Origin of the sequence: Caenimonas terrae (genome assembly GCF_042655405.1) — a bacterium.
Lineage (GTDB): Bacteria > Pseudomonadota > Gammaproteobacteria > Burkholderiales > Burkholderiaceae_C > Ramlibacter > Ramlibacter terrae_A.
Map to the genome: position 1 here is coordinate 372,674 of NZ_JBHSMF010000006.1, position 24,727 is coordinate 397,400.

At 70.6% G+C, this 24,727-nt stretch carries 23 protein-coding genes; 9 read left to right on the plus strand and 14 right to left on the minus strand.

Annotated elements, in window-relative coordinates:
* Positions 1–2 precede the first annotated feature (2 nt).
* From ACFPOE_RS08695 to ACFPOE_RS08725, 7 genes are all read right to left on the minus strand, one after another.
* Positions 3–1,697 (minus strand): DUF1800 domain-containing protein, encoded by a 1,695-nt coding sequence (locus tag ACFPOE_RS08695; RefSeq protein WP_376849690.1) that lies wholly within the window; start codon positions 1,695–1,697, stop codon positions 3–5.
* A gap of 144 nt (positions 1,698–1,841) precedes the next feature.
* Positions 1,842–2,660: a DUF6502 family protein gene (locus ACFPOE_RS08700; protein WP_376849691.1), complete on the minus strand. Its 819-nt coding sequence runs from the start codon at positions 2,658–2,660 to the stop codon at positions 1,842–1,844.
* 90 nt (positions 2,661–2,750) lie between these two features.
* Positions 2,751–3,107, minus strand: coding sequence for a hypothetical protein (locus ACFPOE_RS08705; protein ID WP_376849692.1), 357 nt, complete (start codon positions 3,105–3,107; stop codon positions 2,751–2,753).
* Positions 3,108–3,266: 159 nt separating this feature from the next.
* Positions 3,267–4,190: a FecR family protein gene (locus ACFPOE_RS08710; RefSeq protein WP_376849693.1), complete on the minus strand. Its 924-nt coding sequence runs from the start codon at positions 4,188–4,190 to the stop codon at positions 3,267–3,269.
* A gap of 12 nt (positions 4,191–4,202) precedes the next feature.
* Positions 4,203–4,397 (minus strand): hypothetical protein, encoded by a 195-nt coding sequence (locus ACFPOE_RS08715; RefSeq protein ID WP_376849694.1) that lies wholly within the window; start codon positions 4,395–4,397, stop codon positions 4,203–4,205.
* Between the two features lie 98 nt (positions 4,398–4,495).
* Positions 4,496–6,544, minus strand: coding sequence for a penicillin-binding protein 1A (locus tag ACFPOE_RS08720; protein WP_376849695.1), 2,049 nt, complete (start codon positions 6,542–6,544; stop codon positions 4,496–4,498).
* Between the two features lie 50 nt (positions 6,545–6,594).
* The gene (locus ACFPOE_RS08725) at positions 6,595–8,181 is read right to left on the minus strand and encodes an MFS transporter (protein WP_376849696.1); all 1,587 of its coding nucleotides are present in this window, start codon (positions 8,179–8,181) and stop codon (positions 6,595–6,597) included.
* A 61-nt stretch (positions 8,182–8,242) separates the two neighbouring features.
* On the opposite strand from ACFPOE_RS08725, the gene ACFPOE_RS08730 reads away from it, so the two are divergent.
* Together ACFPOE_RS08730 and ACFPOE_RS08735 are read left to right on the plus strand one after the other, a co-directional pair.
* Positions 8,243–8,821, plus strand: a complete 579-nt coding sequence (locus ACFPOE_RS08730) for a TMEM175 family protein (RefSeq protein ID WP_376849697.1) — start codon at positions 8,243–8,245, stop codon at positions 8,819–8,821.
* 79 nt (positions 8,822–8,900) lie between these two features.
* Positions 8,901–9,338 carry a VOC family protein gene (locus ACFPOE_RS08735; protein ID WP_376849698.1) on the plus strand — a complete coding sequence of 146 codons (438 nt, stop codon included), beginning with the start codon at positions 8,901–8,903 and terminating at the stop codon, positions 9,336–9,338.
* 32 nt (positions 9,339–9,370) lie between these two features.
* On the opposite strand, the gene ACFPOE_RS08740 is transcribed toward ACFPOE_RS08735, so the two are convergent.
* Together ACFPOE_RS08740 and ACFPOE_RS08745 are read right to left on the minus strand one after the other, a co-directional pair.
* The gene (locus ACFPOE_RS08740; RefSeq protein ID WP_376849699.1) at positions 9,371–10,567 is read right to left on the minus strand and encodes an MFS transporter; all 1,197 of its coding nucleotides are present in this window, start codon (positions 10,565–10,567) and stop codon (positions 9,371–9,373) included.
* Complete coding sequence (locus ACFPOE_RS08745; RefSeq protein ID WP_376849700.1) at positions 10,564–11,520, minus strand: alpha/beta fold hydrolase; 957 nt, start codon at positions 11,518–11,520, stop codon at positions 10,564–10,566. Before ACFPOE_RS08745 ends, ACFPOE_RS08740 begins: the two co-directional genes overlap by 4 nt.
* Before the next feature lie 63 nt (positions 11,521–11,583).
* On the opposite strand from ACFPOE_RS08745, the gene ACFPOE_RS08750 reads away from it, so the two are divergent.
* Positions 11,584–12,960: an LLM class flavin-dependent oxidoreductase gene (locus ACFPOE_RS08750; RefSeq protein WP_376849701.1), complete on the plus strand. Its 1,377-nt coding sequence runs from the start codon at positions 11,584–11,586 to the stop codon at positions 12,958–12,960.
* Between the two features lie 4 nt (positions 12,961–12,964).
* Here ACFPOE_RS08750 and ACFPOE_RS08755 read toward each other — a convergent pair whose 3' ends face one another.
* Together ACFPOE_RS08755 and ACFPOE_RS08760 are read right to left on the minus strand one after the other, a co-directional pair.
* Positions 12,965–14,044, minus strand: coding sequence for a zinc metalloprotease (locus tag ACFPOE_RS08755; protein WP_376849702.1), 1,080 nt, complete (start codon positions 14,042–14,044; stop codon positions 12,965–12,967).
* Positions 14,045–14,124: 80 nt separating this feature from the next.
* Positions 14,125–14,673 (minus strand): cytochrome b, encoded by a 549-nt coding sequence (locus tag ACFPOE_RS08760; RefSeq protein WP_376849703.1) that lies wholly within the window; start codon positions 14,671–14,673, stop codon positions 14,125–14,127.
* A gap of 86 nt (positions 14,674–14,759) precedes the next feature.
* On the opposite strand from ACFPOE_RS08760, the gene ACFPOE_RS08765 reads away from it, so the two are divergent.
* Positions 14,760–15,722, plus strand: coding sequence for a Bug family tripartite tricarboxylate transporter substrate binding protein (locus ACFPOE_RS08765; RefSeq protein ID WP_376849704.1), 963 nt, complete (start codon positions 14,760–14,762; stop codon positions 15,720–15,722).
* Between the two features lie 109 nt (positions 15,723–15,831).
* On the opposite strand, the gene ACFPOE_RS08770 is transcribed toward ACFPOE_RS08765, so the two are convergent.
* Both ACFPOE_RS08770 and ACFPOE_RS08775 read right to left on the minus strand, forming a co-directional pair.
* Positions 15,832–16,488, minus strand: coding sequence for a glutathione S-transferase family protein (locus ACFPOE_RS08770; protein WP_376849705.1), 657 nt, complete (start codon positions 16,486–16,488; stop codon positions 15,832–15,834).
* Positions 16,489–16,517: 29 nt separating this feature from the next.
* On the minus strand, positions 16,518–16,772 hold the full coding sequence (locus ACFPOE_RS08775) for a hypothetical protein (RefSeq protein WP_376849706.1): 255 nt from the start codon (positions 16,770–16,772) through the stop codon (positions 16,518–16,520).
* Positions 16,773–16,960: 188 nt separating this feature from the next.
* Here ACFPOE_RS08775 and ACFPOE_RS08780 point away from each other — a divergent pair, with 188 nt between their 5' ends.
* The 5 genes from ACFPOE_RS08780 to ACFPOE_RS08800 are packed head-to-tail and all read left to right on the plus strand — an operon-like array spanning position 16,961 to position 23,683.
* Positions 16,961–18,130, plus strand: coding sequence for an acyl-CoA dehydrogenase family protein (locus ACFPOE_RS08780; protein WP_376849707.1), 1,170 nt, complete (start codon positions 16,961–16,963; stop codon positions 18,128–18,130).
* A 3-nt stretch (positions 18,131–18,133) separates the two neighbouring features.
* Positions 18,134–20,590, plus strand: a complete 2,457-nt coding sequence (locus ACFPOE_RS08785) for a response regulator (RefSeq protein ID WP_376849708.1) — start codon at positions 18,134–18,136, stop codon at positions 20,588–20,590.
* Positions 20,587–21,867, plus strand: coding sequence for a phospholipase D-like domain-containing protein (locus ACFPOE_RS08790; protein ID WP_376849709.1), 1,281 nt, complete (start codon positions 20,587–20,589; stop codon positions 21,865–21,867). Before ACFPOE_RS08785 ends, ACFPOE_RS08790 begins: the two co-directional genes overlap by 4 nt.
* Positions 21,868–21,923: 56 nt before the next feature.
* Positions 21,924–22,628, plus strand: a complete 705-nt coding sequence (locus ACFPOE_RS08795) for a GDSL-type esterase/lipase family protein (protein ID WP_376849710.1) — start codon at positions 21,924–21,926, stop codon at positions 22,626–22,628.
* Positions 22,625–23,683: an acyltransferase family protein gene (locus tag ACFPOE_RS08800; RefSeq protein ID WP_376849711.1), complete on the plus strand. Its 1,059-nt coding sequence runs from the start codon at positions 22,625–22,627 to the stop codon at positions 23,681–23,683. The genes ACFPOE_RS08795 and ACFPOE_RS08800 overlap by 4 nt, the downstream gene beginning before the upstream one ends.
* Here the strand turns inward: ACFPOE_RS08800 and ACFPOE_RS08805 are convergent.
* Positions 23,680–24,651, minus strand: a complete 972-nt coding sequence (locus tag ACFPOE_RS08805) for a Bug family tripartite tricarboxylate transporter substrate binding protein (RefSeq protein ID WP_376849712.1) — start codon at positions 24,649–24,651, stop codon at positions 23,680–23,682. The two genes, ACFPOE_RS08800 and ACFPOE_RS08805, sit on opposite strands and share 4 nt — an antisense overlap.
* Between the last annotated feature and the right edge of the window lie 76 nt (positions 24,652–24,727).

The window sequence follows — 24,727 nt, forward strand, 5'->3', positions numbered from 1 at the left end:
TGTTATTTCTGCACGATGTATTCGGGCGATGCCAGCACCAGCGTCAGCGCCGCCCAGATGCGATTGAGCTTGCCGCTGTCGCTGCCGGCAGCGACCGAGTCGAGCGCCGCCGCCAGTGTCGCCAGCGTCGTCGCCGACAGCTGGTTGGCTGCCAGCACCAGATTCAGTTCGGCCAGCAGCGCGCGCGAGTCCGCCGCCAGCGGCAGCAGGGTCGGGTAGCCGCTCTTCACGTCGCCGATGCCGGCGCCGCTGACCGCCAGTTGCATGAAGTTGACGTATCCCGCCACCGACGACTCGGTCGTGATCTGGAACTCCGGCGCCGCCAGGCCGCCGGCGGCGATGGCGCTGTTCGGCGGAACATAGCCGGGCCGGAAGAAGTTGAAGACCGAGGGCGAGCGCATCGGGCTCTGCCCGAGCTTGGTAGCCGGGTCGCTCAGGTCGTTGACGCTCCATGTGTCACCGGCCGACGCCGCGCCGAAGGCGCGGGCCCAGTTCAGGAAGCGCGTCACCGGTTCGCGCAGCTTTCCGAACGAGGGCGCGCTGGCCGTGACCAGGTCCCGCGCCTCGGCATCCAGCAAGATCGCGCGGACCAGCGCTTTCATGTCGCCGCGCACGCCGGCGCCGTTGTCCGCGAAGGCGGCGGCGACCCGGGCGACATAAGCGGGCGACGGATTGCTGGTGACCAGTCGCTGGATCATCTGGCGGCCGATGAAGGGTGGCAGGTTGGGATGGCCGAACAGCGTGTCGAGCGCGGCGTCGAGCGCCGCCGGCGCCGCCGTTGCGGCGGCGATAGTGGTGCCCAGGAAGCTCTTGCTGCCGCTCTCGTAGCGGCTCGCCACCTGCGCCATCGGCCGCCGGTGCACGTCCGGCGGCAACGGGCTGGCCAGCCCGCTCACATCGAGATCCCAGCCGGTGAAAACCCGCGCCAGCCCGCTGACGTCGGCCTGGCCGTAGGTTTCGCTGGCCTGCGGCGTGCCGTCGGCGTTGAGCTTGTACAGGCCCAGCGTCATTAGTTGCATCAGCTCGCGCGCATAGTTCTCGTCGGGCTCGCTGCCGGTTGCCGGGTTGGCCTTGGCGTTGCCCCGAAAGGTCAGGTAGTAGCCCATCGCAGTGCTCAGGGAAATCTGCCTGAGCAGCGTCCGATAGTTGCCGAAGGCGTTGTTCTCCAGCAGGTCGAGGTAGTTGGCGACCGCGAACTGGCGCCAGGGCGTGCTCACGCCCAGCACCGACACCACGCAGATCTCCGACAGGGCCAGCGTCACGCGCTGGCGCAGGCCGTCGGGACTGGCGATGAGCTTGCGCCAGATCGTGTTGTCCAGGCCGGTGGCGTTGTTGCGGTATTTCTCGTCGTTGTAGCCGTGGGCCGCGAGCCAGTCGTAGTGCGACTGGCTTTGCGGCAGCGCGAACTGCGCTTCGATCCAGGCCGCGAAGCCGCCGGCCTGCACGGCCAGGATCTCCCCCTTGCCGGCGCCGGGCGTGGCCTGCGCCAAGAAGCGCGCAGCCTCGGCCGCCCCAACGGGCGGCGGCGCAGGCGCCGGGACGGGTGCGGGCGCCGGGCCCGGCGCGTCGCCACCGCCACCGCCACCGCATGCGGCCAGCAGCGCCGTCAATGCGGCCGCCGCCGCCAGCGGCGCCGGCTCCGGCTGCGGTTCTGCCGGCGGGTTGTCCGCCACTGCGATTTCCGAGTCTCTCAGCATGAAGCGCTCCTCGAGGTGCCGGTGCCGGCGGGATGCCGTTCCGTCATGAAATGGGTATTTTTCCCATATTCACATAACGGCGCGGAAATCACAAGCGCCGACCGGGGCCGGTGTAAAGAAACGTGTACCGCCGGGGCCCGGCGCTCAGGCCCCGTCCGGCGCCTGGGGGTCGGTGTCGGCGTAGAAGAACACGCCGAAACGCGCGCGGTGCGTCGCGTCCGGCCGCTCGCGATCATGGTCCACGCGGGCGCTGGCCTCGGCGACCATGCGCTGGAACGCCACGGCCCAGATTTCTCGCGCCAGCTCGCCAAGCCGCCGTGCCGACTCCGGCGTCAGGCTGGCGGCAAAGACGCTCTGCTCGAGGAAGCGCGGCCCGGCGTCCGGGGCCTCCAGGTTGTGCGCGCCGGCGGCGATGTGGTCGGCGACGCTGGCGCACAGCAATGCCACCATGTCGGCAAAGCCCTGCTTGGGAACGAAGGCGGCGCCGTTGATGCAGACCATGTCGCCCTGCAGCGTGACCGCCCCGAGCCGCACCAGCTCCTCCAGCGCCGTGCGCGGGTGGACATCCTTGGACAGGGAACTGGCCAGCGACTCGAACGAGTCGCCCGGCCCGTGGCGCGGCAGGTCGCGCGGCTTGTTGCGCCGGTCGCGGTAGCGCGCATCGGCCAGCCAACGGGTGACGATCTGCGAAGACAGCGGCACCGCGGGCCCGGCGGCGCGGGGCCCGGCCGAGCCCAGCGCGCGCACCTCCTTGCGGTGCAGGCCGGACAGGACGCTGATGGCCGAATCGGTCTGGCGCTGGCCGGTGCGCCGCAGCTCGGCCTGCGCCGCGTCGAAGAAGACCTGCTTGAGCGTGGCGGCCAGCTGCGGATAGGTAACACCCTGGCGCAGGAGCAGTTCCACCCACGGCATCAGCAGGGGCTGCGATTGCTCGAGCAGCAGGTCGGCGGCGGCTTTTTTCATGGGCTTGGCCGGAGCGTCGCGCCCCCGCCAAGGGATATTTTCCCATGAAGTGCGGCCCGCCGCCGCAGGAAACCGCAGTGCCCGGCGGTCCTACCTGCCGATCTGGCTGCCGACGGCGTTTTCCTGCCGGTTCAGGACGCCCTGTTCGGCCTTGGTGATGTGGCCGCGGTTCTGCGAGGCCATCAGGCGCTCCTCGCGCCGGATGTTGCGGTCGTCACGATGCAGCTTCGCAGCCTGCTTGCCCGTGAGATCGCCGGCCGCGACCTTGGCCTTGATGCGCCGGTTCTGACTGGCCAGCCGCTCGTTGACCTGCTCGCGGCGCGGGTGGGTGCTGGCGAAGGCGCTGTCCTGGCCGGTGGCCGCACGCGCAAGCACCGGAATGGCGGCCGCTGCGAGAGCGAGAGCAAGGGTCAGCAGGCTGACGGCTGATTGGGACCGTGTCGACATGAATGTGCTCCTGAGGCGTCTGGCGCCGGCGACATGCCGGTTGACCATTCATGGGAAATATTCCCATGCTAATTGAACGACCGGGCAGGCGCGTGCGCCGACCGTCAGGAGGTAAAGATTCGTGAAGCGGGAAAAGCGCCGGCCCTGGCGGACCGCCGGTCAGCGTTGCGCCGGCGGCGGCTGCTTGCCGGCGCGGGCGCGGCGGCGCTGCTCGCGAGCCGCGCGCCGCTGCTCGCGCGACAGCGGCAGCGGGTTGGCCACCGGCGCAGCGCGGCCACGCCGCCGGGCCTGCAGCCGTTCGCGGTACTGCTCGAAACGCTCGCCCGCGCCGAGCCGTCCGAGCTGGCGCAGCCGTCCCTCGATGCGCCGCTGCGCCTCGCGGGCCTGCGTCTCGACGCGCGCATCCTGCGGCGTGCGCAGCCGATCGAAGAACGCCGGCACGGAGGCGTTCAAGCGGGGCGCGGCGCCGCGCGGCGCGTAGCCCGCCGCGCCCTGCGCCACGTCCACCGCGCTGCCGGCGCTGCGCAGCACGGTGGCGCCTTCGTTGACTCGGTCGTGCACGCCGGGCTCGGCATCCGGCAGTCCGCCCTGGGGCTGCACCAGCACCACCTCGTGGTCGGTGCCGCGCACGCTGATGGTGGCTGCGCCGGCGAAGATCCGGTAGCGCTGCGGGTCGAGCTTGCCGATCCAGCCGGTAACCGAGCGCAGCGCGCCCCTGACCAGGGTCATGGCGGCGATGTCGGTCGCTTCGCCGGTGACGACATAGCGGTTGATCTTGAGGTTGGAGTCGGCGCGCAAGGCCAGGTAGCCGCCGTCGCCGAACGCGAGATGGACTTCCGCGCCTGCGCCGGTCTCTACCTGGTCACCCTGCTGCAGGCTGGCGCCGCTCTCCAGCGGAACCGGCGGCTGGCCGTCGCGGTACAGCGTCACCGCGCCCGTCACAAGGTCAGCCGTGCCGATCGACGCCGCCGGGCTGATACCGGTGCCACCCGAGCCGACCTGCGCCATGCCGCGACGGGCCAGGGCCAGGCCGCCGACAGTAGCGGCCGCGGACAGGAGGGAACGCCGGCTGAAGAGGAACATACGCCGCGGCCGCTAGCGGACCATCGCCACCAGGAACAGCCCGCTGTTGGCCACCAGCAGCGCACTGACCGAGCGGGTGAGGAATTCGTCCACCACGTCGTGCGTCCACACCTGGTCGGCATCGGGCACCTCCACCAGCATCCGCCATACCGAACGCAGCAGGTAGACGCAAAGCGTCGCCGCCGCGATAAACACCATCGCCTGCATCAACAAGATCGTTGCCCTCCGTGACGCTGCGGATTGTGCCAGCCGTTTCGCCGCTGACGACGACGGTTACACCCGAAAACGTTTCTGCCTGGTGCGCTTCACTGCAGCTGCCGGAACAGCCGCCCGAAGATGTTGTTGATGATCCCGCCCAGCGCGTCCTGCGGCCGCATCGGATGCGGCTGCGCCGTCGGCGGCGGCAGGTAGTGCGGGCGCGGGATGGCGAACTCCGCACGCGGGTCGATCCAGCGTCCGCGCAGCGACTGCTGGAAGAAGTCGCCCACCATCGGCAAGGCGCTGTGCGCGCCCTGCCCCCACGAATCGGCCATGGTGACGCGGTTGTCGTTGAAGCCGACCCAGGCGCCGGCGACCAGCTGCGGATGCATCAGGATGAACCAGCCGTCGCTGTTGTCCTGGGTGGTGCCGGTCTTGCCGGCGACGTCGGCCTGGATGCCGTAGCGCGTGCGGATCGCGCTGCCGGTGCCCTGGTCGATCACGCCTCGCATCGCATCCACCAGCGTCAGCGCCTGCGCGTGCGGCATGCCTTGCTCGCGGCGCGGGGGCGCGAACTCCTCCAGCACCTTGCCGCCGCGGCCCTCGACGCGCGTCACCAGCACCGGCTCGATGTAGCTGCCGCCGTTGGCGATGGTGCCGTAGGCCGCGACCATCTCCTTGAGCGTGACCGGGCTGGTGCCCAGCGCCAGCGACGGCACCAGCTCCAGCCGGCTCTGGCGGATGCCCATCGATTGCGCCAGCTGCGCCACCCGCTGCGGGCCGACCCGCTCCATCAGCTGCGCCGTGATCGTGTTCTTCGAGAAGCTCAGGCCCTCCCGCAGCGTCATGGTCTGGCCGGTGGGCGGCGTCGCGTCGGTGGGCGACCAGACGCCGCCGCCCTCGAAGCGGATCGTCACCGGCCGGTCGACGAAGGTGCTGTCGGGCGAGAAGCCCTGCACGAACGCCGCGCCGTAGACGAAGGGCTTGAAGGTGGAACCGGGCTGGCGCCGCGCCTGCCCCACGTGGTCGAACTGCTCCTGGGCGAAATCGCGGCTGCCGACCCAGGCCAGGATGCGGCCGTCGCGCGGGTCCAGCGCCAGGAAGCCCGATTGCAGCAGCTGGCGCTCCTGGCCCTTGCGGCGGCGCGCGTCGGCCAGCGGCTGCAGTCGCGCCAGCTGCCGGGCCACCGCCTGGTTGGCCGCCTTCTGCATGCGCGAGTTGAGCGTGGTGCGCACCACCAGCGCGTCGGAATAGATGTTGTAGCCGCGCCGGTCGGCCCATTCGATCAGCCACTTGCGCAGCTGCGCCGCCACGTGCGGTGCCGGCCCGACCGGCTCGGCCTGGCGTTCGAAATCGACGCCCAGCGGCCGCGCCGACAGCGCTTGCAGCCGGTCGGCCGGCAGCTTGCCGAAGGCCACCATCTGCGCCAGCACCAGGTTGCGCCGCTGCAGCGCGCGCTCGGGGTTGGTCACCGGGTTGTAGTAGCTGGTGCCCTTGAGCATGCCGATCAGGGTGGCGCTTTGCAGCGCATCGAGCTCGTGCGCCGACTTGTCGAAATAGGTGCGCGCCGCCATCTCGATGCCGAACGCGTTGTAGAGGAACGGAACCGTGTTCAGGTAGGTCTCCAGGATCTCGTCCTTGGTGTAGACCGCCTCGATCTTCAGCGCCGTCACCGCTTCCTTGGCCTTGCGGTTGAGCGTGGCGGAGCGGCCGATCTCCTCCGGGTACATGTTGCGCGCCAGCTGCTGCGTGATGGTGGAGCCGCCCTGCAGGTCGCCGCGCAGCGTGCTCCACAGCGCGGAGGCGACGCGCCGCAGGTCGATGCCGTGGTGCTGGTAGAAACGCCGGTCCTCGGTCGCGATCAGCGCGTCGATCACCGCCGGCGAGATGTCGCGCAGCTTCACCCACTGGCGGTTGATGCGCTTGAATTCCGCCAGCGCCACGCCGTCGGACGACATCACCACCGCCGGCGCCTCGGTCTTGGCCTTGCGCAGGTCGCTGATGCTGGGGGTGAGCGGGATCAGCACCAGCACGTAGGCGAGCAGCAGCGCCGGCAGCGCCAGCGCGGCGCGCACCGGGTAGCGTCGGATGAGGGCGACGCCCCGGCGGGCCAGGTCGTCGGCCTGGAGCGCGATGCGCCGGAGAGCCTCTTTCATGCGGCGAGCCTAGGGCCAAGGGGCAGGAGCCGGCGTAGGACGGGGCCCACTCAGCGTTCCGCGATGTAATGTTGCATCGTCACCGTTTCGCCGGGCGCCAGGAATTCACGCACCCGCAGCTCCAGCGCCTGGTCGGCCACGGTGGCGCGGGCGCGCTGGTGCAGGTAGTCGGCCCACGAGGTGACGATGAAGCGCTCAACGAAGCGCGAGGAATCCGCCAGGTCGCGGTAGATCCGCCAGAAGGTGGCGCCGTCGCGCCGGCGCGGCGCCCGCAGCTGTGTCACGGCGTCGAGGAAGGCGGTGGCGTCGCCCTCCCGGATGCGGTAGGCGATCTCCACCGCCACCGGGCCGGCTTCGGGGTCGGGCTCGGCCAGGATGAACAGCTCCTCCCACGGCGTGCCGGGCGTCACCTCCTGCTTGTCGCCCATGCGCAGCGGGAACGGCCGCGCCAGCAGCACGCCGCCGGCCATGCTGACGGCGGCGATGCACAGCGTCACCGGCAGGCCGGCGATGCCCGAGACCGCGCCCCAGAACGCCGAGCCGATCGCGAACGAGCCGAGCGCGCTGAGCGTGTGCAGCGCCGCGGCGCGCGAGCGCACCCACGGCGGCGCGCTGGTCTGGGTGGCGGTGTTGAAGGTGGACATCACCGCCATCCAGGCGGCGCCGCCGATCACCAGCGCGGCGTAGACGAGGATCGGGATGCGCACCAGCGCCGCCACCGCCATCACCAGGGCGAACACGACGCAGCTGGTGCTGACCAGCGCCTCCAGCCCCATCCTGGCCCGCACCCGGCCCAGCACCAGGCCGGCGGCGACGGCGCCGGTCCCCAGGCACGCCATCAGCAGGCCGAAACCGGCCGCGCCCAGTCCGAGCTGGCGCAGGCCGATCACCGGCAGCAGCGCCCACAGGGCCGATCCGGATCCGCTGTAGGCCATGGTGCGCAGCAACTGCGCCAGCACGATCTTGTTGTGGCGGGCGAAGCGCAGCCCGCTGAGCGTGCCGCCCCACAGCCGCTCGGCCGGCAGCCGCGATTGCGGATGCGGGCGCGGCGGCCAGACCCGGATCGCCTGCATCATCACCAGCGAGCTGGCCACCGCCAGCGCGAACACCCAGCCGGCGCCCCAGGCGGCAAACACCACGCCGGCCAGCGCCGGACCGAGTGCGCGCGCCGTGTTCCAGGCGATCGACATCGCCGTGATGGCCTGCGGCATGTCCTCGCGCGGCACCGTGTCGGCCACCGTCGAATTCCAGGCCGGCGAAAACAGCGCGGTGCAGCAGCCCGCCACGAAGGTGAAGAACAGCAGCATGCCGGGGCCGGCCAGGCCGGCCAGCAGCAGCACCGCCAGGATGATGACGGTGGCGGCCTGCACGCACAGCGCCGACAGGATCAGCCGGCGCCGGTCGGTGGTGTCGGCCAGCACGCCCGAGGGCAGCGACAGCAGGAACATCGGCAGGAACACCGCCGTCTGCACCAGCGCCGCCAGGAACGACGAGCCGGTCAGCTCCACCATCAGCCAGGAGGCCGCCATCGCCTGCATCGCGTTGCCGATGAAGTAGATCGCGCTGCTGCACCACAGGCCGCGGAACGCGGGAATCCGCAGGGGACTCCAGAGCGAATGCGAGACGGCGGCGGTCATGGTGGATTATTGACGACTGGCATCCAGCCCCCGGGCCGGCATGACCGGTCAGAATGCGGCCATGGAAAAACACCGGCTGGAAGCCTTCAGCGACGGCGTGATCGCCGTGCTGATCACGATCATGGTGCTGGAGCTGAAGGTGCCGCACGGCCTGGGGCTGGCCGCGCTGGAGCCGCTGTGGCCGGTGTTCCTCAGCTACGTCCTGAGCTTCGTCTACATCGGCATCTACTGGAACAACCACCATCACATGCTGCAGCTGACCCACACCATCAACGGCAAGGTGCTGTGGGCCAACCTGCACCTGCTGTTCTGGCTGTCGCTGGTGCCCTTCACCACCGGCTGGATGGGCGAGAACCACTTCGGGCAGGGCCCGACCATCCTGTACGGCGCCAACCTGCTGCTTTGCGCCGTCGCCTACACGGTGCTGCAGGCCTGCCTGATCCGCCACCAGGGCCACGATTCGCCGCTGGCCCGCGCCGTCAGCGGCGACGTCAAGGGCAAGGCCTCGCTCCTGATGTACCTGCTGGGCCTGCTGGCGGCCTGGCTGGTCGCGCCCTGGGCCGGGCTGGCCTTCTTCGTGGCAGTGGCGCTGGTCTGGCTGGTGCCGGACCCGCGCATCGAGAAACGGATCGCCCAATGAAACAGCTTGGCATCGCCCTGCGCTTCTGACGGCAAAATACCCTGCTTCCTTCCTTCAACACGCAACCCCCATTCCTTCCATGCTGCCCTCCACCGCCGCGATGCCGCCCTTCCATCTCGCCTTTCCCGTGCACGACATCGCCGCCGCCCGCGCCTTCTACGGCGAGCTGCTCGGCTGCCCCGAGGGCCGCAGCTCCAGCGAATGGGTGGACTTCAACTTCTACGGCCACCAGATCGTGGCGCACCTGGCGCCCGACGAATGCAGCCGCCGCGCCGGCTCCAGCAAGGTGGACGACCACGACGTGCCGGTGCGGCATTTCGGCGCGGTGCTCAACCTGGCGCAATGGCAGCAGCTGGCCGACCGGCTGCAGGCCGCCGGCACGCGGTTCGTGATCGAGCCCTACATCCGCTTCAAGGGCGAGCCGGGCGAGCAGGCCACGATGTTCTTCCTCGATCCGTCGGGCAACGCCATCGAGATCAAGGCCTTCGCCAACCTGGACTCGCTGTTCGCCAAGTGAAGCCACCCCGGGCCCGGCCCGGGATCCGGGCCTCAGGCCCGCAGCAGCGGCCGCATCATCCACAGCCCCAGTAGCGGCCCGGCGGCCAGCCAGGGCAGCACCGCCGCCAGCGGCCAGGCCTGCGCCGCGGCGACGAACAGCTGGATGCTCACCACCGAGATCGCGAAACCGATGCAGTTGCTGAAGGTGAGCACGCTGCCCACCACCTGGTGCGGCGCGTTCTGCGCGGTGAGCGTGGAGAACTGCGGCGAATCGCCGGCCACCGTCGCGCCCCACAACAGCAGCCAGCCGAAGAACAGCGGCAGCGGCGCCGACAACATCAGCGGCGATACCAGACAGCAGGCGCAGCTGGTGGCGAGCTGCAGCTGCGCCACCCGCGCGCTGCCGAAGCGCCGCGCCGCCAGGCCGCCGCCGATGCAACCGGCGAAGCCGGCAGCGATCGCCCAGAACGCCGCGGCGCTGACTGCGGCGCTGCCGGCCAGCCGGCTGGCCACGATCAGCGGCACCAGCACGATGAAGGCATACAGCTCCCACATGTGGCCGAAGTAGCCGAACACCGAGGCGCGCAGCTTGCGGTCCGACCAGATCAGGACCAGCGCGCGCGGCGTGATGCGGGCGGCCCCGGCGACGGGGTCGCGCGGCGGCACCAGCAGCCAGGTGGCGATGCCGCCGAGCGCGGCCAGCGCCGACACCGCCAGCACCACGGCCTGCCACGGCAGCTGCCCGATCGCCCCGCTCGCGGCCAGCGCGCGCAGGCCATGGGGCAGCGCCGTGCCCAGCACCAGCGCGCCGATCAGCACCCCCAGCACCGCGCCGAGCCGCCCGCGGTACCACAGCGCCGCGATCTTCATCCCGACCGGATAGATGCCGGCCAGCAGGAAGCCGACCACGAAGCGCAGCGCCAGCAGCACGCCGACGCTGCCGTCGGCCAGCAGGATCGCCGCATTGGCCAGCGCGCCCAGCAGCGAACACACCAGGAACACCCTGGCCGGCGCGAAGCGGTCCGCCACCAGCAGCAGCGCGAACACCAGCGTGCCGGCGACGAAGCCCAGCTGCACCGCGGAGGTCAGCGTGCCGACGGCGGTGGCCGGCAGGCCCCAGGCCTGCTGCAGGTCGGGCATCACCGCATTGACCGCGAACCACAGCGAGGTGCCGGCGAATTGCGCCAGCACGATCACCGGCAGGATGCGGCGCGGAACCGCCTCGGCCGTCACGGCGGGCGCGCTCAAGGCACGTCGACGATGTCCTCGCCGCTGCCCTCGCCCACCGGCGTGACGGGTTGCGGCGGCTGCACCGGCTGGCCGCCGACCGGCACCGCGCGTCCCAGGAACTCGATCACCGCGGTGGCGAAGATGTCGTTGCGGTCGCCCGCCACCATGTGGCCGGCGCCGGTGACGCTGACGTATTCCGCCGTCGGGCACAGCCGCAGGAAGTCTTGCGCGCCCTCCTCGCTCAGCAGGTCAGACAGGCCGCCGCGCACCAGCAGCGTGGGCAGGTGCAGGTTGCGCGCGCAGGCCTCCAGCCGCGCCGTGCGCTGGCCCAGGTTGCGGGTGCCGGTGCGAAAGCGCGGGTCCCAGTGCCAGTGGTACTTGCCGTCGTCGCCCAGGCGCACGTTCTTGGCCAGGCCGTCCAGGTTGTTCTTGCGCTTGCGGTGCGGCTGGTAGGTCTGGATCGCGGCCGCCACGTCTTCCAGCGAATCGAATCCATCCGGCTTGAGCGTCATGAAGGCCTGGATGTTGGCCACGCCCTCGGCCTCGATCTTCGGCGCGATGTCCACCAGCACCAGCGCGGTGGCGTCCACATGCTGCTCGCCGACCGCCACCAGGCTGGTGCCCCCGCCCATGGAGGCGCCGACCAGCACCGGCCGCTGGTGGCCCAGCGCCGCCACCATGCACTCGAGGTCGCGCACCATCACGTCCTGGCCGTACAGGCCGTCGGGTGCCCAGTCGCTGTCGCCGTGGCCGCGCGCATCGAAGGCCACCGCGTGGTAGCCGGCCGCACCCAGCGTCTCGCCGGCGCCCTTCCAGGCGTGGCGGGTCTGGCCGCCGCCGTGCTGCAGGATCACCAGCGGCCCCCGCGGGTCGCCCCACGAATCGCCGGCCAGCCGGATGCCGCCATGGCCGGTCCAGAAGTGCATCGGATCCGGCGTGCCGGGCAAACGGGTGTGGGTGCTGGCGGTCATGAAATGGATTTCTTGTTTTCGATTCTACCGAGCGGCCTAAGATGCCCTGCAGGGGGAGACACCATGCCACGCGAAATCCGCATCAACGCCTTCGACATGAACTGCGTGGGCCACATCCAGCAGGGGCTGTGGACCCATCCGCGCGACCAGTCGGCGCGCTACCGCGACATCCACTACTGGACCGACTACGCCAGGAGGCTGGAAGCCGGGCTGTTCGACGGCATCTTCTTCGCCGACGTGCTGGGCGTGTACGACGTGCTGGGCGGCAGCCCCGATGCAGCGGTTCGTGGTGCGGTGCAGGTGCCGGTGAACGACCCGATGCTGCTGATCCCGGCGATGGCGGCGGCCACCACCCACCTGGGCTTCGGCGTCACCGCCAATCTGACCTACGAGCCGCCGTACGCCTTCGCCCGCCGCATGTCGACGCTGGACCACCTCACCGGCGGGCGGATCGGCTGGAACATCGTCACCGGCTATCTGGACAGCGCCGCGCGCGCAGTCGGCCTGACCGGCCAGCCGGCGCACGACGACCGCTACGACCTGGCGGACGAATACATGGCGCTGGTCTACCAGTTGTGGGAAGGCAGCTGGGAAGACGGCGCCGTGCTGCGCGATCGCGACCGCGGCGTCTATGCCGATCCCGCCAGGGTCCATGTCGTCCATCACCACGGCAAGCAGTACCGGGTGGATGCGATGCACCTGAGCGAGCCCTCGCCGCAGCGCACGCCGGTGCTGTACCAGGCCGGCTCCTCGGCCCGCGGCTCGCGCTTCGCCGCCACCCATGCGGAGTGCGTGTTCCTCAATGGCCAGAGCCAGCCGGCGGTGCAGAAGATCGTGCACGGCATCCGCAGCCAGGCAATGGAGCAAGGGCGCGCGGCGGACGACGTCCAGGTGTTCCTGGGCGCCACCATCGTCACCGGCCGCAGCGACGCGCAGGCGCAGGAGAAGTTCGCCGAGTACCAGCGCTACGCCAGCTCCGAGGCGGCGCTGGTGCACGCGGCCGCGTCGCTGGGCATCGACTTCTCCAGGTACGACATCGACGAGCCGGTCGACACCGGCAAGAGCCAGGCGATCGTCTCCAACGTGGAGGCGATGACGCGCGCCGCCGGCCCGCAGTGGACCCGGCGCAAGCTGCTGGAGCAGATGGTGCTGGGCAGCCGGCAGCCGCCGTGGGTCGGTTCCGCCGACGCCATCGCGGACAAGCTGGTCGACTGGAGCGAGCAGGCCGGCGTCGACGGCTTCAACCTGGCGCGCACCGTGGTGCCGGAATGCTTCGACGACTTCATCGCGCTGGTGGTGCCGCGGCTGCAGGAGCGCGGCGCCTACAAGACGGCCTATGCGGCGGGCACGCTGCGGGGCAAGCTGTTCGGGCGCGACCGCTTGCCGGGGACGCATCCGGCGGCGCGGCAGCGCGTGAATCCCGGGCCGCGCCCGGGATGACGACTCACCAGACCATCACCGAGGTTTCGTCCGGCAGGTCCGCGTGGTACAGCCGGATGCCGACCTGGTAGTTGCGCCCGGCCTGCAGCCGCATCGAGATCAGCGCATTGCGGTCTTCGCCGCCGTCGTCGTCGCCGGCGATCTGCACGTTGCCGGCCGGCGTCACCTCGAACAGGACCAGCACCGTGTCCGAGGTGCCGAAGGTGCCGATCTGGTAGGTGCGGGTGCGGTCCGGGTTGAAGGCGAACACCCGCGTCTCGCCCTTGCCCAGCGCCAGCTTCTGCGAGGTGGCCACTTCCAGCAGCGGGAGCTGCGCCGGCGTGCGCGGATAGGAATCGCGCATCCAGGCCTGGTCCAGCGCCGACAGGCCGCCGGCCGGCTTGATGCCGGCCTGGTAATACTCGGCCGGCTCCTTGACCAGGCCGGGCTCGAATTCGTATTCCATCACCGAGTCCGGGTCCCATTCGCTGCCCTTGACCGACTTGACCGGGATCTTGTCCAGGATGTTGTGCGCGATCTGCGCGTCGCCCCAGTTGTTGGGCGGGCCGCGGAAATAGCTCCTGACCGCCTCTTCGTCCCAGACGATGCCGGCGAACGGATTCTGGTGCTCGTGCTCCAGGCCCAGCGTGTGGCCGATCTCGTGCAGCGCCGTGTCCCTGCCGTACGGCGTGGTCAGCGGCCAGCCGAAGTTCATCGTCCGCTCGCCCGGGTCCCTGGCCTGCAGCACGTCGCGGCCGACCAGCGACCAGGAGCCGTCGCCGGGATCGAAACCGATGCGCACGGTGGCGTCAGCCGGCCGCGCCACCTCGCGAAACGAGATGCCGATGCCCAGCGAGAACCACTTCTGGAAGGCGGTGCGCACCGCCTCGAGGTCGCCATCCTCGCCCTGCCAGGAGGCCGGCCCGCTGTCGCCGGGCTTGAAGCAGTAATACGTCAGGTCCGTGCCGTTCACCCACTTCTTGCCGAAGGTGATGATGGCCGACGCGCGGTTGGCCGAGACGGCTGGATCGAACTCGCGCGGCCGCTGGATCGGCTGCGAACAATAGCGGCGGGCCGGCCCCGCCGGCGGGATGATGCGCGCCATCGAAAGCTCCTTCAGGTCGCATGGGATGCCAGCAACTCTAGAGCGCGGCGGGCGGAATTTCCACCCTCAGTCGAAGGAATTCAGGCCCACATCCGCTGGAACACGCCGTCGCGGTCCACCAGCAGGTGCTTGAGGCCGCCGGCGGCGTGCAGCGCCACCAGGCCCACCAGCACCCACACGGTGATGGAGTGGATCTCGAACAGCTGGTGTGCGGTGGCGCGCGCCGGCGTGGCCCATGCCGGCAGCGGCAGGCCGAAGAAGCGCACGCCGGCCTTGCTGTACGCCGAGCCGAGATAGCCCGTGACCGGCATGACCACCATGCAGGCGTAGAGCAGGCCCTGCGTGACGGAAGACAGCGCCACCTGCCAGCGCGGCAGGCCGGCCGGCAGCGGCGCCGGCCGGTGGAACAGGCGCCACACGATGCGCAGCAGCACCAGCGCGAACACCACCAGCCCGATCGAGCGGTGCAGGTCGAAGTACCAGGGACCCTGCGGCCCGTGCTCGATGGTCATCATGGACCAGCCCAGGGCGACCATGAGGACGATCAGGGCGGCCAGCAGCCAGTGCAGGACGATGGCCGGGCGGCCGTAGCGCCAGGCGGCGGGACTTGCGCAGCGGTTTGGTGTCATGGCAGCAATCTAGCGCATCGGCACGCCTGCCCTGTAGGCTGCCCGACCGGGGGACAATGGCCGCACGAGACAACGGAGACCAAACGATGCAAAGACGACAGATCCTGGCGCTGAGCGCCGCTACCCTGGCCACGGCCGCCCTGGCGCAGCCCGCGCCCGCCCCCTTCCCGAGCAAGCCGCTGCGGCTGGTGGTGGGCTTTCCCGCGGGCGGCGCGGCCGACGTGCTGACCCGCGTCATGGCGACCGCGCTGGCCAAGCAGCTGGGGCAGCAGGTGATCGTGGACAACCGGCCGGGGGCCGACGGCATCATCGCGGCCAACGAGGTGCTGCACGCGCCGGCCGACGGCCACACCCTGCTGATGGGGACCAACACCACGATGGTCGCCGTGCCGTCGCTGCGGCCGAATCCGCCGTTCGACCCGTTCCGCGATTTCACGCCCCTGAGTTCGGCCGGCAACTTCTCGGTGTTCCTGCTGGTGCCGGCGACGCTGCCGGTCAACAGCGTGAAGGAACTGCTGGAGCTGCTGGACGCCAACCCGGGCAAGTACAACTCGGCGTCGAGCAACAGCGCCGCCGAACTGGCGATGATCCAGCTGGTGGGCAAGCGCAAGGTGGTCAATGCGCGCTACAAGGGCGACGTGCCGGCCCTGACGGACCTGGTGGGCGGCCGCATCCACATGATCTTCACCACCGGCACCACCGCGCCGGCCTTCGTCAAGGACGGCCGGGCCAAGGCGCTGATGGTGCTGCAGTCCGAGCGCAGCCAGCTGCTGCCGAACGTGCCGACCGGCAAGGAGCTCGGGCTGGGCAACCTCACCATCCTGCCCTGGGCCGGCTTCTTCGGGCCCTCCGGCCTGCCGCCGGCGGTGCGCGATCGCCTCAGCACCGCGCTGCAGGCCGCGCTGGAAACGCCGGAGGTCAAGTTGCAGCTCGCGCAGCAGGGCTTCGACGGCTACGGCATGAGCTCCCCCCAGTTCGCCGCGTTCTTCCGCAAGCAGTACGACGGCTTCAACCAGGTGGTGAAAGAGAACAACGTCAAGTTCGAATGAGGCCTGGCGTGGCGCGCCGCGCCGGCCGCCGCAGCGTGACCCGCGCCGGGCACCGCCTGCCGCGCCGCGCGGATCCGGCGAGCGACAGGACCAGCTTGCGCCGCTGGCGCTACAGCCGCTGCTGCGCCGCCTTCCGGTCCGCGACCACCTTCTGCGCCGACGGCCGTTCGCCGATCATCTTGACGTACGCCTTGTAGTCGACGCCGGCGGCCAGCAGCAGGTCTTCGCCGTAGGCCGCCCTGGTGGCCATGCCCACCAGCGGCAGGCTGGCGAAGGCGGCGCAATCGGCCTGGGTGAAGGTGTCGCCGGCGACGAAGGGCGCGAACTTCGCCAGCCGCCTGAACGCATCGATGGCGGCCGCCAGCTGCTTGCGGATCGACGCCTTGCGCTCGTCCTTCAGCGGCGGGGCGCCGAAGAACGCGCTGCCGTAAAGCTGGCGCGCCGTCATCTCGAGGTGCCAGTCGATGAAGGTGGCCAGCTCGCGCACCTTGGCCGCCGCATAGGCGTCGGCCGGCAGCAAGGGCGGCTGCGGCCAGCGCGCCTCGATGTAGTCCAGGATCGGCTGGCTCTCGCACAGCGGCCCCTGCTCGGTGCTCAGGAACGGGATCTTGGCCAGCGGCGAAGCCGCCAGCACCGCCGGATCGGCGCTGCCGGCGCCGGGCGTTCCGGCGTGCGCCTCCTCGAACGGCACGCCCTTTTCCAGCAGCGCCAGCTTCACCTTGTTGTAGTAGTTGGAGATCGGCGAGCCGTGCAGAGTGATGGTCATGGGCGTTTCCTCGGGGTTGTCGTCGTCGGTCAATCGGGCACGAACAGGCGGGCGAACTTCTGCGCGTCCGCTTCCAGCTCGAAGGTGACCAGCTGGCCGTTCTTGCCGTCCGCCAGCCGGTGGGCGGCGAACAGGCTGGAACGGCCCTTCAGGTGGAAGCTGGGCAGGTCGATCAGCGCATAGGGCTGCGGCACGAACACTTCATGTTCGAACACCACCCGGTGCACGTTGCGCGGCGACGGGAACAGCTTGTAGGCGTCGGTGGTGATGGTGGTCTGGGCCATGCGCCATGGTACCGCCGCCGCGCCCCTGCACCCGCTGGCGCATGGCGGGCCATTCCGGGCAATTTGCCGCGGCCCCGGCGCCGCGCCCACGGCAACTGGCGGCTCCCTCCTACACGAAGGACTGCAATAATTTCAGGCAGTACTCCCTCCCCCGTTGCCGGTCGCCTCCGACCTTTCAGACGACCCGCATGGACCACCATTTTTCTCCCACCGTCGATTCGCTCCAGGCCCTGGCCCGCCAGGTGACGCAGACCTCCATCGAGCCGATGGCGGCGCAGGTGGACGCGCAGTGCATGTGGCCCGCGCATTCGATGGCCGCGCTCGCGCAGGCCGGGCTGATGGGGCTGCACGTGCCCACCGCGCTCGGCGGCCATGGCCAGGGCCTGCAGACGCTGGCAGCCATCACCGAAACCATCGGCCGCGCCTGCCCGTCGTCGGCGCTGTGCTTCGGCATGCATTGCGTCGGCACCGCCGTGATCGCGGCCAAGGCCACCGGCTACCAGCAGCAGCACTACCTGCGCGCCATCGCCCAGGGCCGCCACATCACCACGCTGGCGCTGTCCGAAAGCGGCAGCGGCGCCCATTTCTTCCTGCCGGCGACGCGGCTGGCGGCCGACGGCGACGACTTCATCGTCGACGGCACCAAGCAGTTCGTCACCAACGGCTCGCACGCCGACTCGTACGTGATCTCCACCGCGGCGCAGCAGGACGGCGCGGCGGCGCCGGGCGGCGACTTCAGCTGCCTGGTGCTGGACGCCGACGCTCCCGGCCTGCAGTGGCAGGAGCCGTGGGCCGGCTTCGGCATGCGCGGCAACTCGTCGCGCGGCCTGCGGCTGGAGGGCACGCGGGTGCCGCGCCGCAACCTGCTGGGCGAACAGGGCGACCAGGTCTGGTACGTGTTCGAAGTGATCGCGCCGTTCTTCCTGATGGCGATGGCCGGCACCTACCTGGGCGTGGCGCAGTCGGCGCTGGAAGCGACCGAGGCGCACCTGCGCATGCGCCGCTACGCCCACTCGGGCGAATCGCTGGCGGACATCGAGTCGCTGCAGGTGCGCTTCGCCGCCATGTGGGTGGCGCTGGAGAAATCGCGCGGCCTGCTGCGCGAGGCGGCGGCGCGCGGCGACGCCGGCCATCCGGACGCTCTGCCCTACCTGCTGGCATGCAAGGCCGATGCCGCCGACACCGCGGTGCTGCTGGCCAACGAGGCGATGACCCTGTGCGGCGGCATGGCCTACCGCGAGAACAGCCGCGTCGCCCAGATGCTGCGCGATGCCCGCGCCAGCCACGTCATGTCCCCCACCACCGACCTGCTCAAGCTGTGGACCGGCCGGTCCCTGCTCGGCGTGCCGTTGCTGTAGCGGATGAGGCCCGACACGATCCTGCTGGTGGGCGCGGAGACGACAGCCGACGCGGATGAAACGCGCGTCGCGCAGGAATTCCTGCGCGAGATGGCGCCCCAGGCGTCGCGCATCGGCGAAGCCGCGGCGGCCGCAGGGCTGGGCGGCGCAACGCAGCCGCAAGACGCCCCGGCGGTCGTGGTGCTGCTGCCCTCCGTGGCCGATCCACTGCGGCTGGCGCGCCGCCTGCGCGCGCACTGGCCACAGGCCCACCTGCTGCTGGCCAGCCACCCCCATGCCATCGAGGCGCTCCGGCACGCGCTGGGCCCGGCGCCGATGCTCGGGCGGCACTGGGCGCTGACCGAACTGGAAGCAGGACGGCTGGCGCGGGCGACCCGCCAGGCCCTGGCCGGCAACCGCCAGCGGCTGCAGCTGCGCACCACGCTGGCTGCGGCCAACGCGCAGGTCAGCCTGACGCGCACGGTCAATGCCCGCGAATACCAGCGACTGGTCGCGTCGGACCACCACCTGTCGAACTTCCTGCGGCTGGCCCAGGCCGCGGTGCTGGGGCTGGACAGCCGGCGCCGGCTGCTGTTCATGAGCTCCGGGGCGGAGACACTGCTGCAGGCCCGCGCGGCGACGCTGCTCGGACAGGCGGCCAGCGCGCTGCCGTTCTGGTCGCCGGCGCTGGACGCCGCGGTGGACAGCATCGAGGGCGGCGCCAGCACCGTCACGGTCGACCAGGAGCACGTGCTGCACGGCCGGCCGTCGATCCTGGAACTGCTGATGGCGCCGGTGGCCGGCGACGGCGACGGCGGCATCTCGCTGATCGCGCGCGACGTCACGCAGCAGCGGCGCGCGCAGGACGAACTCAAGCAGCGCAACCAGAGCCTGACCCAGCTGGTGGCCGAGCGCACCCGCGAGCTCGAGGACAGCCAGCGGGCCCTGCTGCAGGCGCAGAAACTCGATGCCATGGGCAAGCTCACCGGCGGCGTGGCCCACGACTTCAACAACGTGCTGCAGATCATCGGCAGCAACCTGCACCTGCTGCAGGCCGGGCTGGGCCCGGACCCGCAGGCGGAGCGGCTGCTGCGCGCCGCCGCCGGCGCGGTGGAGCGCGGCGCCCGGCTGTCCGGCCAGCTGCTGGCGTTCGCAAGGCGCCAGCCGCTGCGCTCGCTGCCGATGAACATCAACCGCCGCGTGCGCGAGATGGGCGACATGCTGCGCCGCGCGCTGGGCGAGGCCATCGAGATCCGCGCGGTGCTGGACGACGACCTGTGGAACACGCTGGCCGACCCGGGCCAGCTGGAGAACGTGATCCTCAACCTGGCGATCAACGCCCGCGACGCGATGCCGCAGGGCGGGCGGCTGACCATCGAGACCGCCAATGCGACGCTCGACGAACACTACGCGCGCGCAGCCGGCGACGTCCTGCCCGGCCCGTACGTGATGCTGGCCGTCAGCGACACCGGCACCGGCATGACGGCCGATGTTCTGGCCCAGGCCTTCGACCCCTTCTTCACCACCAAGCCGGAGGGCGTCGGCACCGGGCTGGGCCTGAGCATGGCGTACGGCTTCGCCAAGCAGAGCGCAGGCCACATCCGCATCTACAGCGAACCCGGGAGCGGCACCAGCATCAAGCTGTACCTGCCGCGCAGCGACGACGCGGAGGCGGTGCTGCCGCCGGCGGCCACCGGCGCCGTCAGCGGCGGCAGCGAGACCATCCTGGTGGTGGAAGACGACGTGGCGGTGCAGGCGGCCGTGGTCCAGATGCTGGCAGCGCTGGGCTACAAGGTGCTGCGCGCCAACGACGCCCAGGCCGCACTGGCGCTGATCGAAAGCGGCGTCCACGTGGACCTGCTGTTCACCGACGTCGTGATGCCCGGCCCGCTGCGCAGCCCCGAACTGGCGGCCCGCGCCAAGCTGCTGCTGCCACGGCTCGCCGTCCTGTTCACCTCGGGCTACACCCACAACGCGATCGTCCACGGCGGGCGGCTCGACCCCGGCGTGGAGCTGCTCAGCAAACCCTACCGGCAGGAAGACCTGGCGCGCAAGGTGCGGCAGATGCTCGCCCCTGCCGCGGCGCCGTCCCGGGCCGGGCCGCCCCGCCTGCTGCTGGTGGAAGACGACCCCGACGCCCGCGAAGCGACGCAGGACATGATCGGCATGCTGGGTTACGACGTGCGCGGCTGCGCCAGCGCCGAAGAGGCGCTGCCGCTGCTGCGCGCCGGCGGCATCGACGTGCTGCTGACGGACATCCGGCTGCCGGGACGCTCCGGCACCGAACTGGCACTGGAGGCGGCGGCCGCCGACCCGGCGCTGAAGATCGTCTTCGTCTCCGGCTACGGCGCGCACGCCGAGGTGCCGGCCGGCCTGCGCTGCTGGCGGCTGGCCAAGCCCTACGGGGTCGAGGAGCTGGAACGGCTGCTGTCGGAAATCACCGGCCGCCGCATCACCGGGGAAAGCACAGGCAGGCCATGATCGAATCGCTCCAGGACACACCCTCCCTCATCCTGCTGGTCTTCCTGGGCATCGTCGCCCTGCTGGTGCTGGTGATCTGGTCGATCCGCCGGCACCGCAGCCCCAGGCTGAAGGTGGACTGCAAGGCCTCGATCAAGGACCTGGTGCCCACGCTGGCCGGGCTGACCCTGAGCACCCCCACCCACGGCAATTCGGTGGAAGTGCTGATCAACGGCGCCTTCTGGGACGTGCTGGTGGCCAGCATCCAGGCCGCCAGGCAGAGCGTCAACTTCGAGACCTTCCTGTGGAAGGAAGGCAAGCTCGGCCAGCGCATGGCCGACACGCTGGCCGAGCGCGCCCGCGCCGGCATCAAGGTGCGGGTGATGCTGGACGCGCAGGGCTCGCAGAAGGCCGGCAAGGAAGCCGTGCGCCAGATGCGCGAGGCCGGCTGCCGGGTGGAGTTCTTCCACAAGCGCTCGATCTACACCGTGGGCGTGCTCAACGACCGCGACCACCGCAAGCTGGTGGTGGTCGACGGCCGCGAGGCCTTCGTCGGCGGCCACTGCGTGGTCGACGAGTGGCTGGGCGACGCCGAGGACGGCAAGCACTTCGCCGACGTCAGCGTGCGCCTGCACGGCCCCATCGTGCACAGCATCCAGGCGGCCTTCAGCGAGAACTGGGCCGGCGAGACCGGCGAGCTGTTTGCCGGCGACAACGAGTTCCCGGCGCTGGAGCCGGCCGGCGACATCACCGTGCACGCCGCCTACGCCAAGCCGGAGAACTCGGCGCCGGCGGTCAAGATCCTGCACCACACCGTCATCTGCCTGGCGCGCGAGAAGCTGTGGATCCAGAACCCCTATTTCATCCCGAAGGTGGAAGCCGTGAAGGCGCTGGGCGAGGCCGTCAAGCGCGGCGTCGACGTGCGCGTGCTGATGCCCTCCACCAGCGGCTCCGACAACCCGATGGTGCAGCACGCCGGGCACCGCAACTTCGAGCAGCTGCTCAAGAGCGGCGTGCGGCTGTTCGAGTACCCGCACACGCTGCTGCACCAGAAGGCGATGACCGTGGACGACGTGTGGTGCGCGGTCGGCTCGACCAACTTCGACGACCGCTCCTTCGACACCAACGACGAGATCACGCTGGGCATCTGCGACCGCGGCATCACCCGGCAGATCAACGACGTGTTCGAGCGCTACGTCGCCCGCGCCACCGAGATCACGCTGGAGCAATGGCAGACGCGCAACTGGTTCGAGCGGTCCCGCGCCAGCGTGTACTACCTGATCCACAACCTGCTGTGAGGCGCGGCGCCTGGGGCGTCGCGGACCCTCCAGCGCGGCTTCCGCAACAATGGGGCATGGTCCTGTCTAGATCCGCCCGCGCGCTGCCGGCGCTGCTGCTGCTGGCTGCCGTCGCAACGGGCGTGGCCGCGGCGGATGCGCCAGCGGCGCCGCAGCGCTCCTCCTACTGGCGCGAGCGCACTTCCCTGTTCGCGACGCTGCAGCGCCATGCGGAGGTCGTCATGGTGGGCGACTCGCTCACCGACGGCGCCGAATGGGCGGAGCTGTTTCCCGGGCGCAGCATCGCCAACCGCGGCATCGACGGCGACACGGTCGACGGCGTGCTGGCGCGGCTGGACACCATCCTGGCGCTGCGCCCGCGGCTGGCCTTCATCATGCTGGGCATCAACGACTTCGCCGACGGCAAGCGCGAGGTAGATGCGGTGTTCGCCGACTACCGGAACCTGGTCGCGCGGCTGCAGCAGGCCGGCGTGCAGGTGGTGGTGCAGTCCACCCTGCCCTGCAACGAGGCCAAGGGGCAGTGGAAGTCCTGCGCCGCCCTCAACGGCAGGATCGCGGCGCTCGATGCCAGGCTGGCGACATTGGCCTCGGCGCGCGTGCGCTTCGTCGACCTGCGGCCGCTGCTGGCGCCGCAAGGCCAGCTCATGACCGAATACACCATCGACGGCATCCACCTCAACGGCGAGGGCTACCGGCGCTGGCAGCGCGCGATCGCACCGTTCATGCCGGCGCAAGGCCGGCGCCGGGACCCGCAGCGATGAACGCCGGCCTGAACCTGGTGCGGTTCTTCCTCGCCTTCAACGTCGTCCTCTTCCACTTGTGGAATGCGGCGGCGCCGGGCGCGGGGCCGGTGGCGGTGCTGGGCTTCTTCTTCACCAGCGGCTATCTGATCACGCAGATCGTGCAGGAGGTGTACCGGCCGCCCGGGCGCACCTGGAGCTTCCTGCTGAACCGCTCGCTGCGGATCTATCCGCAATACCTGGCGGCGCTCGGCCTCGGCCTGCTGGCCATCGCCGTCTATCCCGACGCGGCGTCTCACATCAACAGCTACATGCGCTGGCCGCAGACGGCTGGCGAATGGCGCGACCAGTTCGACATGTTCGGGCTGATCGACAGCGGCGTGCGGGTGCTGCCCGCCACCTGGACGCTGGGCACCGAGCTGTACTTCTACCTGGTGATCGGGCTGGTGACGGCCCGCTCCAGGCGCGCCAGCATCGCGCTGTGCGCGCTCAGCCTGCCGCTGGGCCTGCTGTGCGCGGCCGGGGTGCTGCCCTTCGCGTTCTACGGCAGCGCGGTCGGCAACGGCTTCGTCTTCGCGCTCGGCTCGGTCGCGTATTTCTACCGCGACGCGGTGCGCATCGGCCTGCCGCTGTTCCTGCTGGCGTGCGCCGCGTACCTGGCGCACGTGTACCTCGTTCCCTCGCTCGAGCAGGCGGACCTGGACAAGGCCAACCTGGCCGGCAGCGTGCTGCCGTTCGCGGTGATCCTGCTGTACCTGGTGCAGCATCCGGGCGCCCGCGCCGGCTGGCCGGCGCGCATCGCCGCGGTGCTGGGCAAGATCGCCTACCCGATGTTCCTGCTGCACTGGGCCGTGTGCGTGGTGCTCAGCGCCTGGCTGTTCCACGGGCTGGCCAGCTTCGACATGCAGGGCGCGCGCCAGGGCGCCGGCTACTTCGGCGCCATGTTCGCCGGCGTGCTGGCCTGCTCGCTGCTGTTCTACCTGCTGATCGACCAGCCGGTGGAACGCTGGCGCCGGGTGATCCGGCGCGGGGCCGCGGGCCGGCGCGCGGCGCGGCTCGTTCCCGGCGCGCCCTAGTCAGCCTTCGCGCCCGAGAACTGGACGATCTTGGCCCACTTCTCGGTCTCCATCCGGTGGATGGCCCAGAACTCCTCGGGCGTGCCGGCGATCGGCACGCCGCCCAGGTCGGCGAGCTTGGCCCTCATCACCGGGTCGGCCAGCGCCGCGTTGAACTCGCGGTTCAAGCGCGCGATGACCGCCGGCGGCGTGCCCTTGGGTGCGGCGGCGCCGAACCAGGCGCTGGCTTCGTAGCCGGGCACCACCTCGCCCACCGCCGGCACGTCCGGCAACGCCGGCGAGCGCTGCGCGCTGGTGACGCCCAGCGCGCGCACGGTGCCGGCGCGGATGTGGCCGATGATCGACGGCATGTTGTCGAACAGCACGTCCACCTGGCCGCCCAGCAGGTCGGTGATGGCCGGCCCGGCCCCCTTGTAGGGAATGTGCTTCATGTTGACGCCGGTCATGAACTTGAACAGCTCGCCCGACAGGTGCACCGAGGTGCCCGAGCCCGACGAGGCCATGTTGATCTTGCCCGGATTGGCCTTGCCGTAGGCGATGAACTCGGCGATGTTGCGGGCCGGGAAGTTCTTCGTCACCGTCATCACGTTGGGCACCCGCACGATGCCGGCCACCGGCACCAGGTCCTCCAGGAAGTTGAACGGCAGCTTCTGGTACAGCGTGGCGTTGATGGCGTTGGCCGGATTGACCAGGAACAGGGTGTAGCCGTCGGCCGGCGCGCGCACCGCCATCTCGGTGCCGATGTTGTTGCCGCCGCCGGCGCGGTTGTCGATCACCACCTGCTGGCCGAGCCGGGTCGACAGGTACTGCCCCATCAGGCGCGCCAGCAGGTCGGTGGTGCCGCCGGGCGGGTAGCCCACGATCCAGTGGATCGGCCGGTTCGGGTAGTCCGCCTGCGCCAGCGCGGGGCCGGCGACGGCGCCGCACAGCAGCACGAGGACCGACACGATTTTCTGCAACAGCCGCATGAAGTCTCCTGGTTGGAAGCGCACGAGGCTACGGACCGACCCGTCAGGCGTCAATCAGGGTTGTCGCCAGCGGCCC

What these genes read in the sequence shown, in the direction of transcription:
- ACFPOE_RS08715 (WP_376849694.1), bottom strand. Translation starts at nt 4,397, where the DNA reads ATGCAGGCGATGGTGTTTATCGCGGCGGCGACGCTTTGCGTCTACCTG.
- ACFPOE_RS08755 (WP_376849702.1), bottom strand. Translation starts at nt 14,044, where the DNA reads ATGGCGCGCATCATCCCGCCGGCGGGGCCGGCCCGCCGCTATTGTTCG.
- ACFPOE_RS08765 (WP_376849704.1), top strand. Translation starts at nt 14,760, where the DNA reads ATGCAAAGACGACAGATCCTGGCGCTGAGCGCCGCTACCCTGGCCACG.
- ACFPOE_RS08750 (WP_376849701.1), top strand. Translation starts at nt 11,584, where the DNA reads ATGCCACGCGAAATCCGCATCAACGCCTTCGACATGAACTGCGTGGGC.
- ACFPOE_RS08775 (WP_376849706.1), bottom strand. Translation starts at nt 16,772, where the DNA reads ATGGCCCAGACCACCATCACCACCGACGCCTACAAGCTGTTCCCGTCG.
- ACFPOE_RS08785 (WP_376849708.1), top strand. Translation starts at nt 18,134, where the DNA reads ATGAGGCCCGACACGATCCTGCTGGTGGGCGCGGAGACGACAGCCGAC.
- ACFPOE_RS08745 (WP_376849700.1), bottom strand. Translation starts at nt 11,520, where the DNA reads ATGACCGCCAGCACCCACACCCGTTTGCCCGGCACGCCGGATCCGATG.
- ACFPOE_RS08800 (WP_376849711.1), top strand. Translation starts at nt 22,625, where the DNA reads ATGAACGCCGGCCTGAACCTGGTGCGGTTCTTCCTCGCCTTCAACGTC.
- ACFPOE_RS08720 (WP_376849695.1), bottom strand. Translation starts at nt 6,544, where the DNA reads ATGAAAGAGGCTCTCCGGCGCATCGCGCTCCAGGCCGACGACCTGGCC.
- ACFPOE_RS08695 (WP_376849690.1), bottom strand. Translation starts at nt 1,697, where the DNA reads ATGCTGAGAGACTCGGAAATCGCAGTGGCGGACAACCCGCCGGCAGAA.
- ACFPOE_RS08790 (WP_376849709.1), top strand. Translation starts at nt 20,587, where the DNA reads ATGATCGAATCGCTCCAGGACACACCCTCCCTCATCCTGCTGGTCTTC.
- ACFPOE_RS08725 (WP_376849696.1), bottom strand. Translation starts at nt 8,181, where the DNA reads ATGACCGCCGCCGTCTCGCATTCGCTCTGGAGTCCCCTGCGGATTCCC.
- ACFPOE_RS08700 (WP_376849691.1), bottom strand. Translation starts at nt 2,660, where the DNA reads ATGAAAAAAGCCGCCGCCGACCTGCTGCTCGAGCAATCGCAGCCCCTG.
- ACFPOE_RS08770 (WP_376849705.1), bottom strand. Translation starts at nt 16,488, where the DNA reads ATGACCATCACTCTGCACGGCTCGCCGATCTCCAACTACTACAACAAG.
- ACFPOE_RS08705 (WP_376849692.1), bottom strand. Translation starts at nt 3,107, where the DNA reads ATGTCGACACGGTCCCAATCAGCCGTCAGCCTGCTGACCCTTGCTCTC.
- ACFPOE_RS08730 (WP_376849697.1), top strand. Translation starts at nt 8,243, where the DNA reads ATGGAAAAACACCGGCTGGAAGCCTTCAGCGACGGCGTGATCGCCGTG.
- ACFPOE_RS08760 (WP_376849703.1), bottom strand. Translation starts at nt 14,673, where the DNA reads ATGACACCAAACCGCTGCGCAAGTCCCGCCGCCTGGCGCTACGGCCGC.
- ACFPOE_RS08710 (WP_376849693.1), bottom strand. Translation starts at nt 4,190, where the DNA reads ATGTTCCTCTTCAGCCGGCGTTCCCTCCTGTCCGCGGCCGCTACTGTC.
- ACFPOE_RS08735 (WP_376849698.1), top strand. Translation starts at nt 8,901, where the DNA reads ATGCTGCCCTCCACCGCCGCGATGCCGCCCTTCCATCTCGCCTTTCCC.
- ACFPOE_RS08780 (WP_376849707.1), top strand. Translation starts at nt 16,961, where the DNA reads ATGGACCACCATTTTTCTCCCACCGTCGATTCGCTCCAGGCCCTGGCC.
- ACFPOE_RS08805 (WP_376849712.1), bottom strand. Translation starts at nt 24,651, where the DNA reads ATGCGGCTGTTGCAGAAAATCGTGTCGGTCCTCGTGCTGCTGTGCGGC.
- ACFPOE_RS08795 (WP_376849710.1), top strand. Translation starts at nt 21,924, where the DNA reads ATGGTCCTGTCTAGATCCGCCCGCGCGCTGCCGGCGCTGCTGCTGCTG.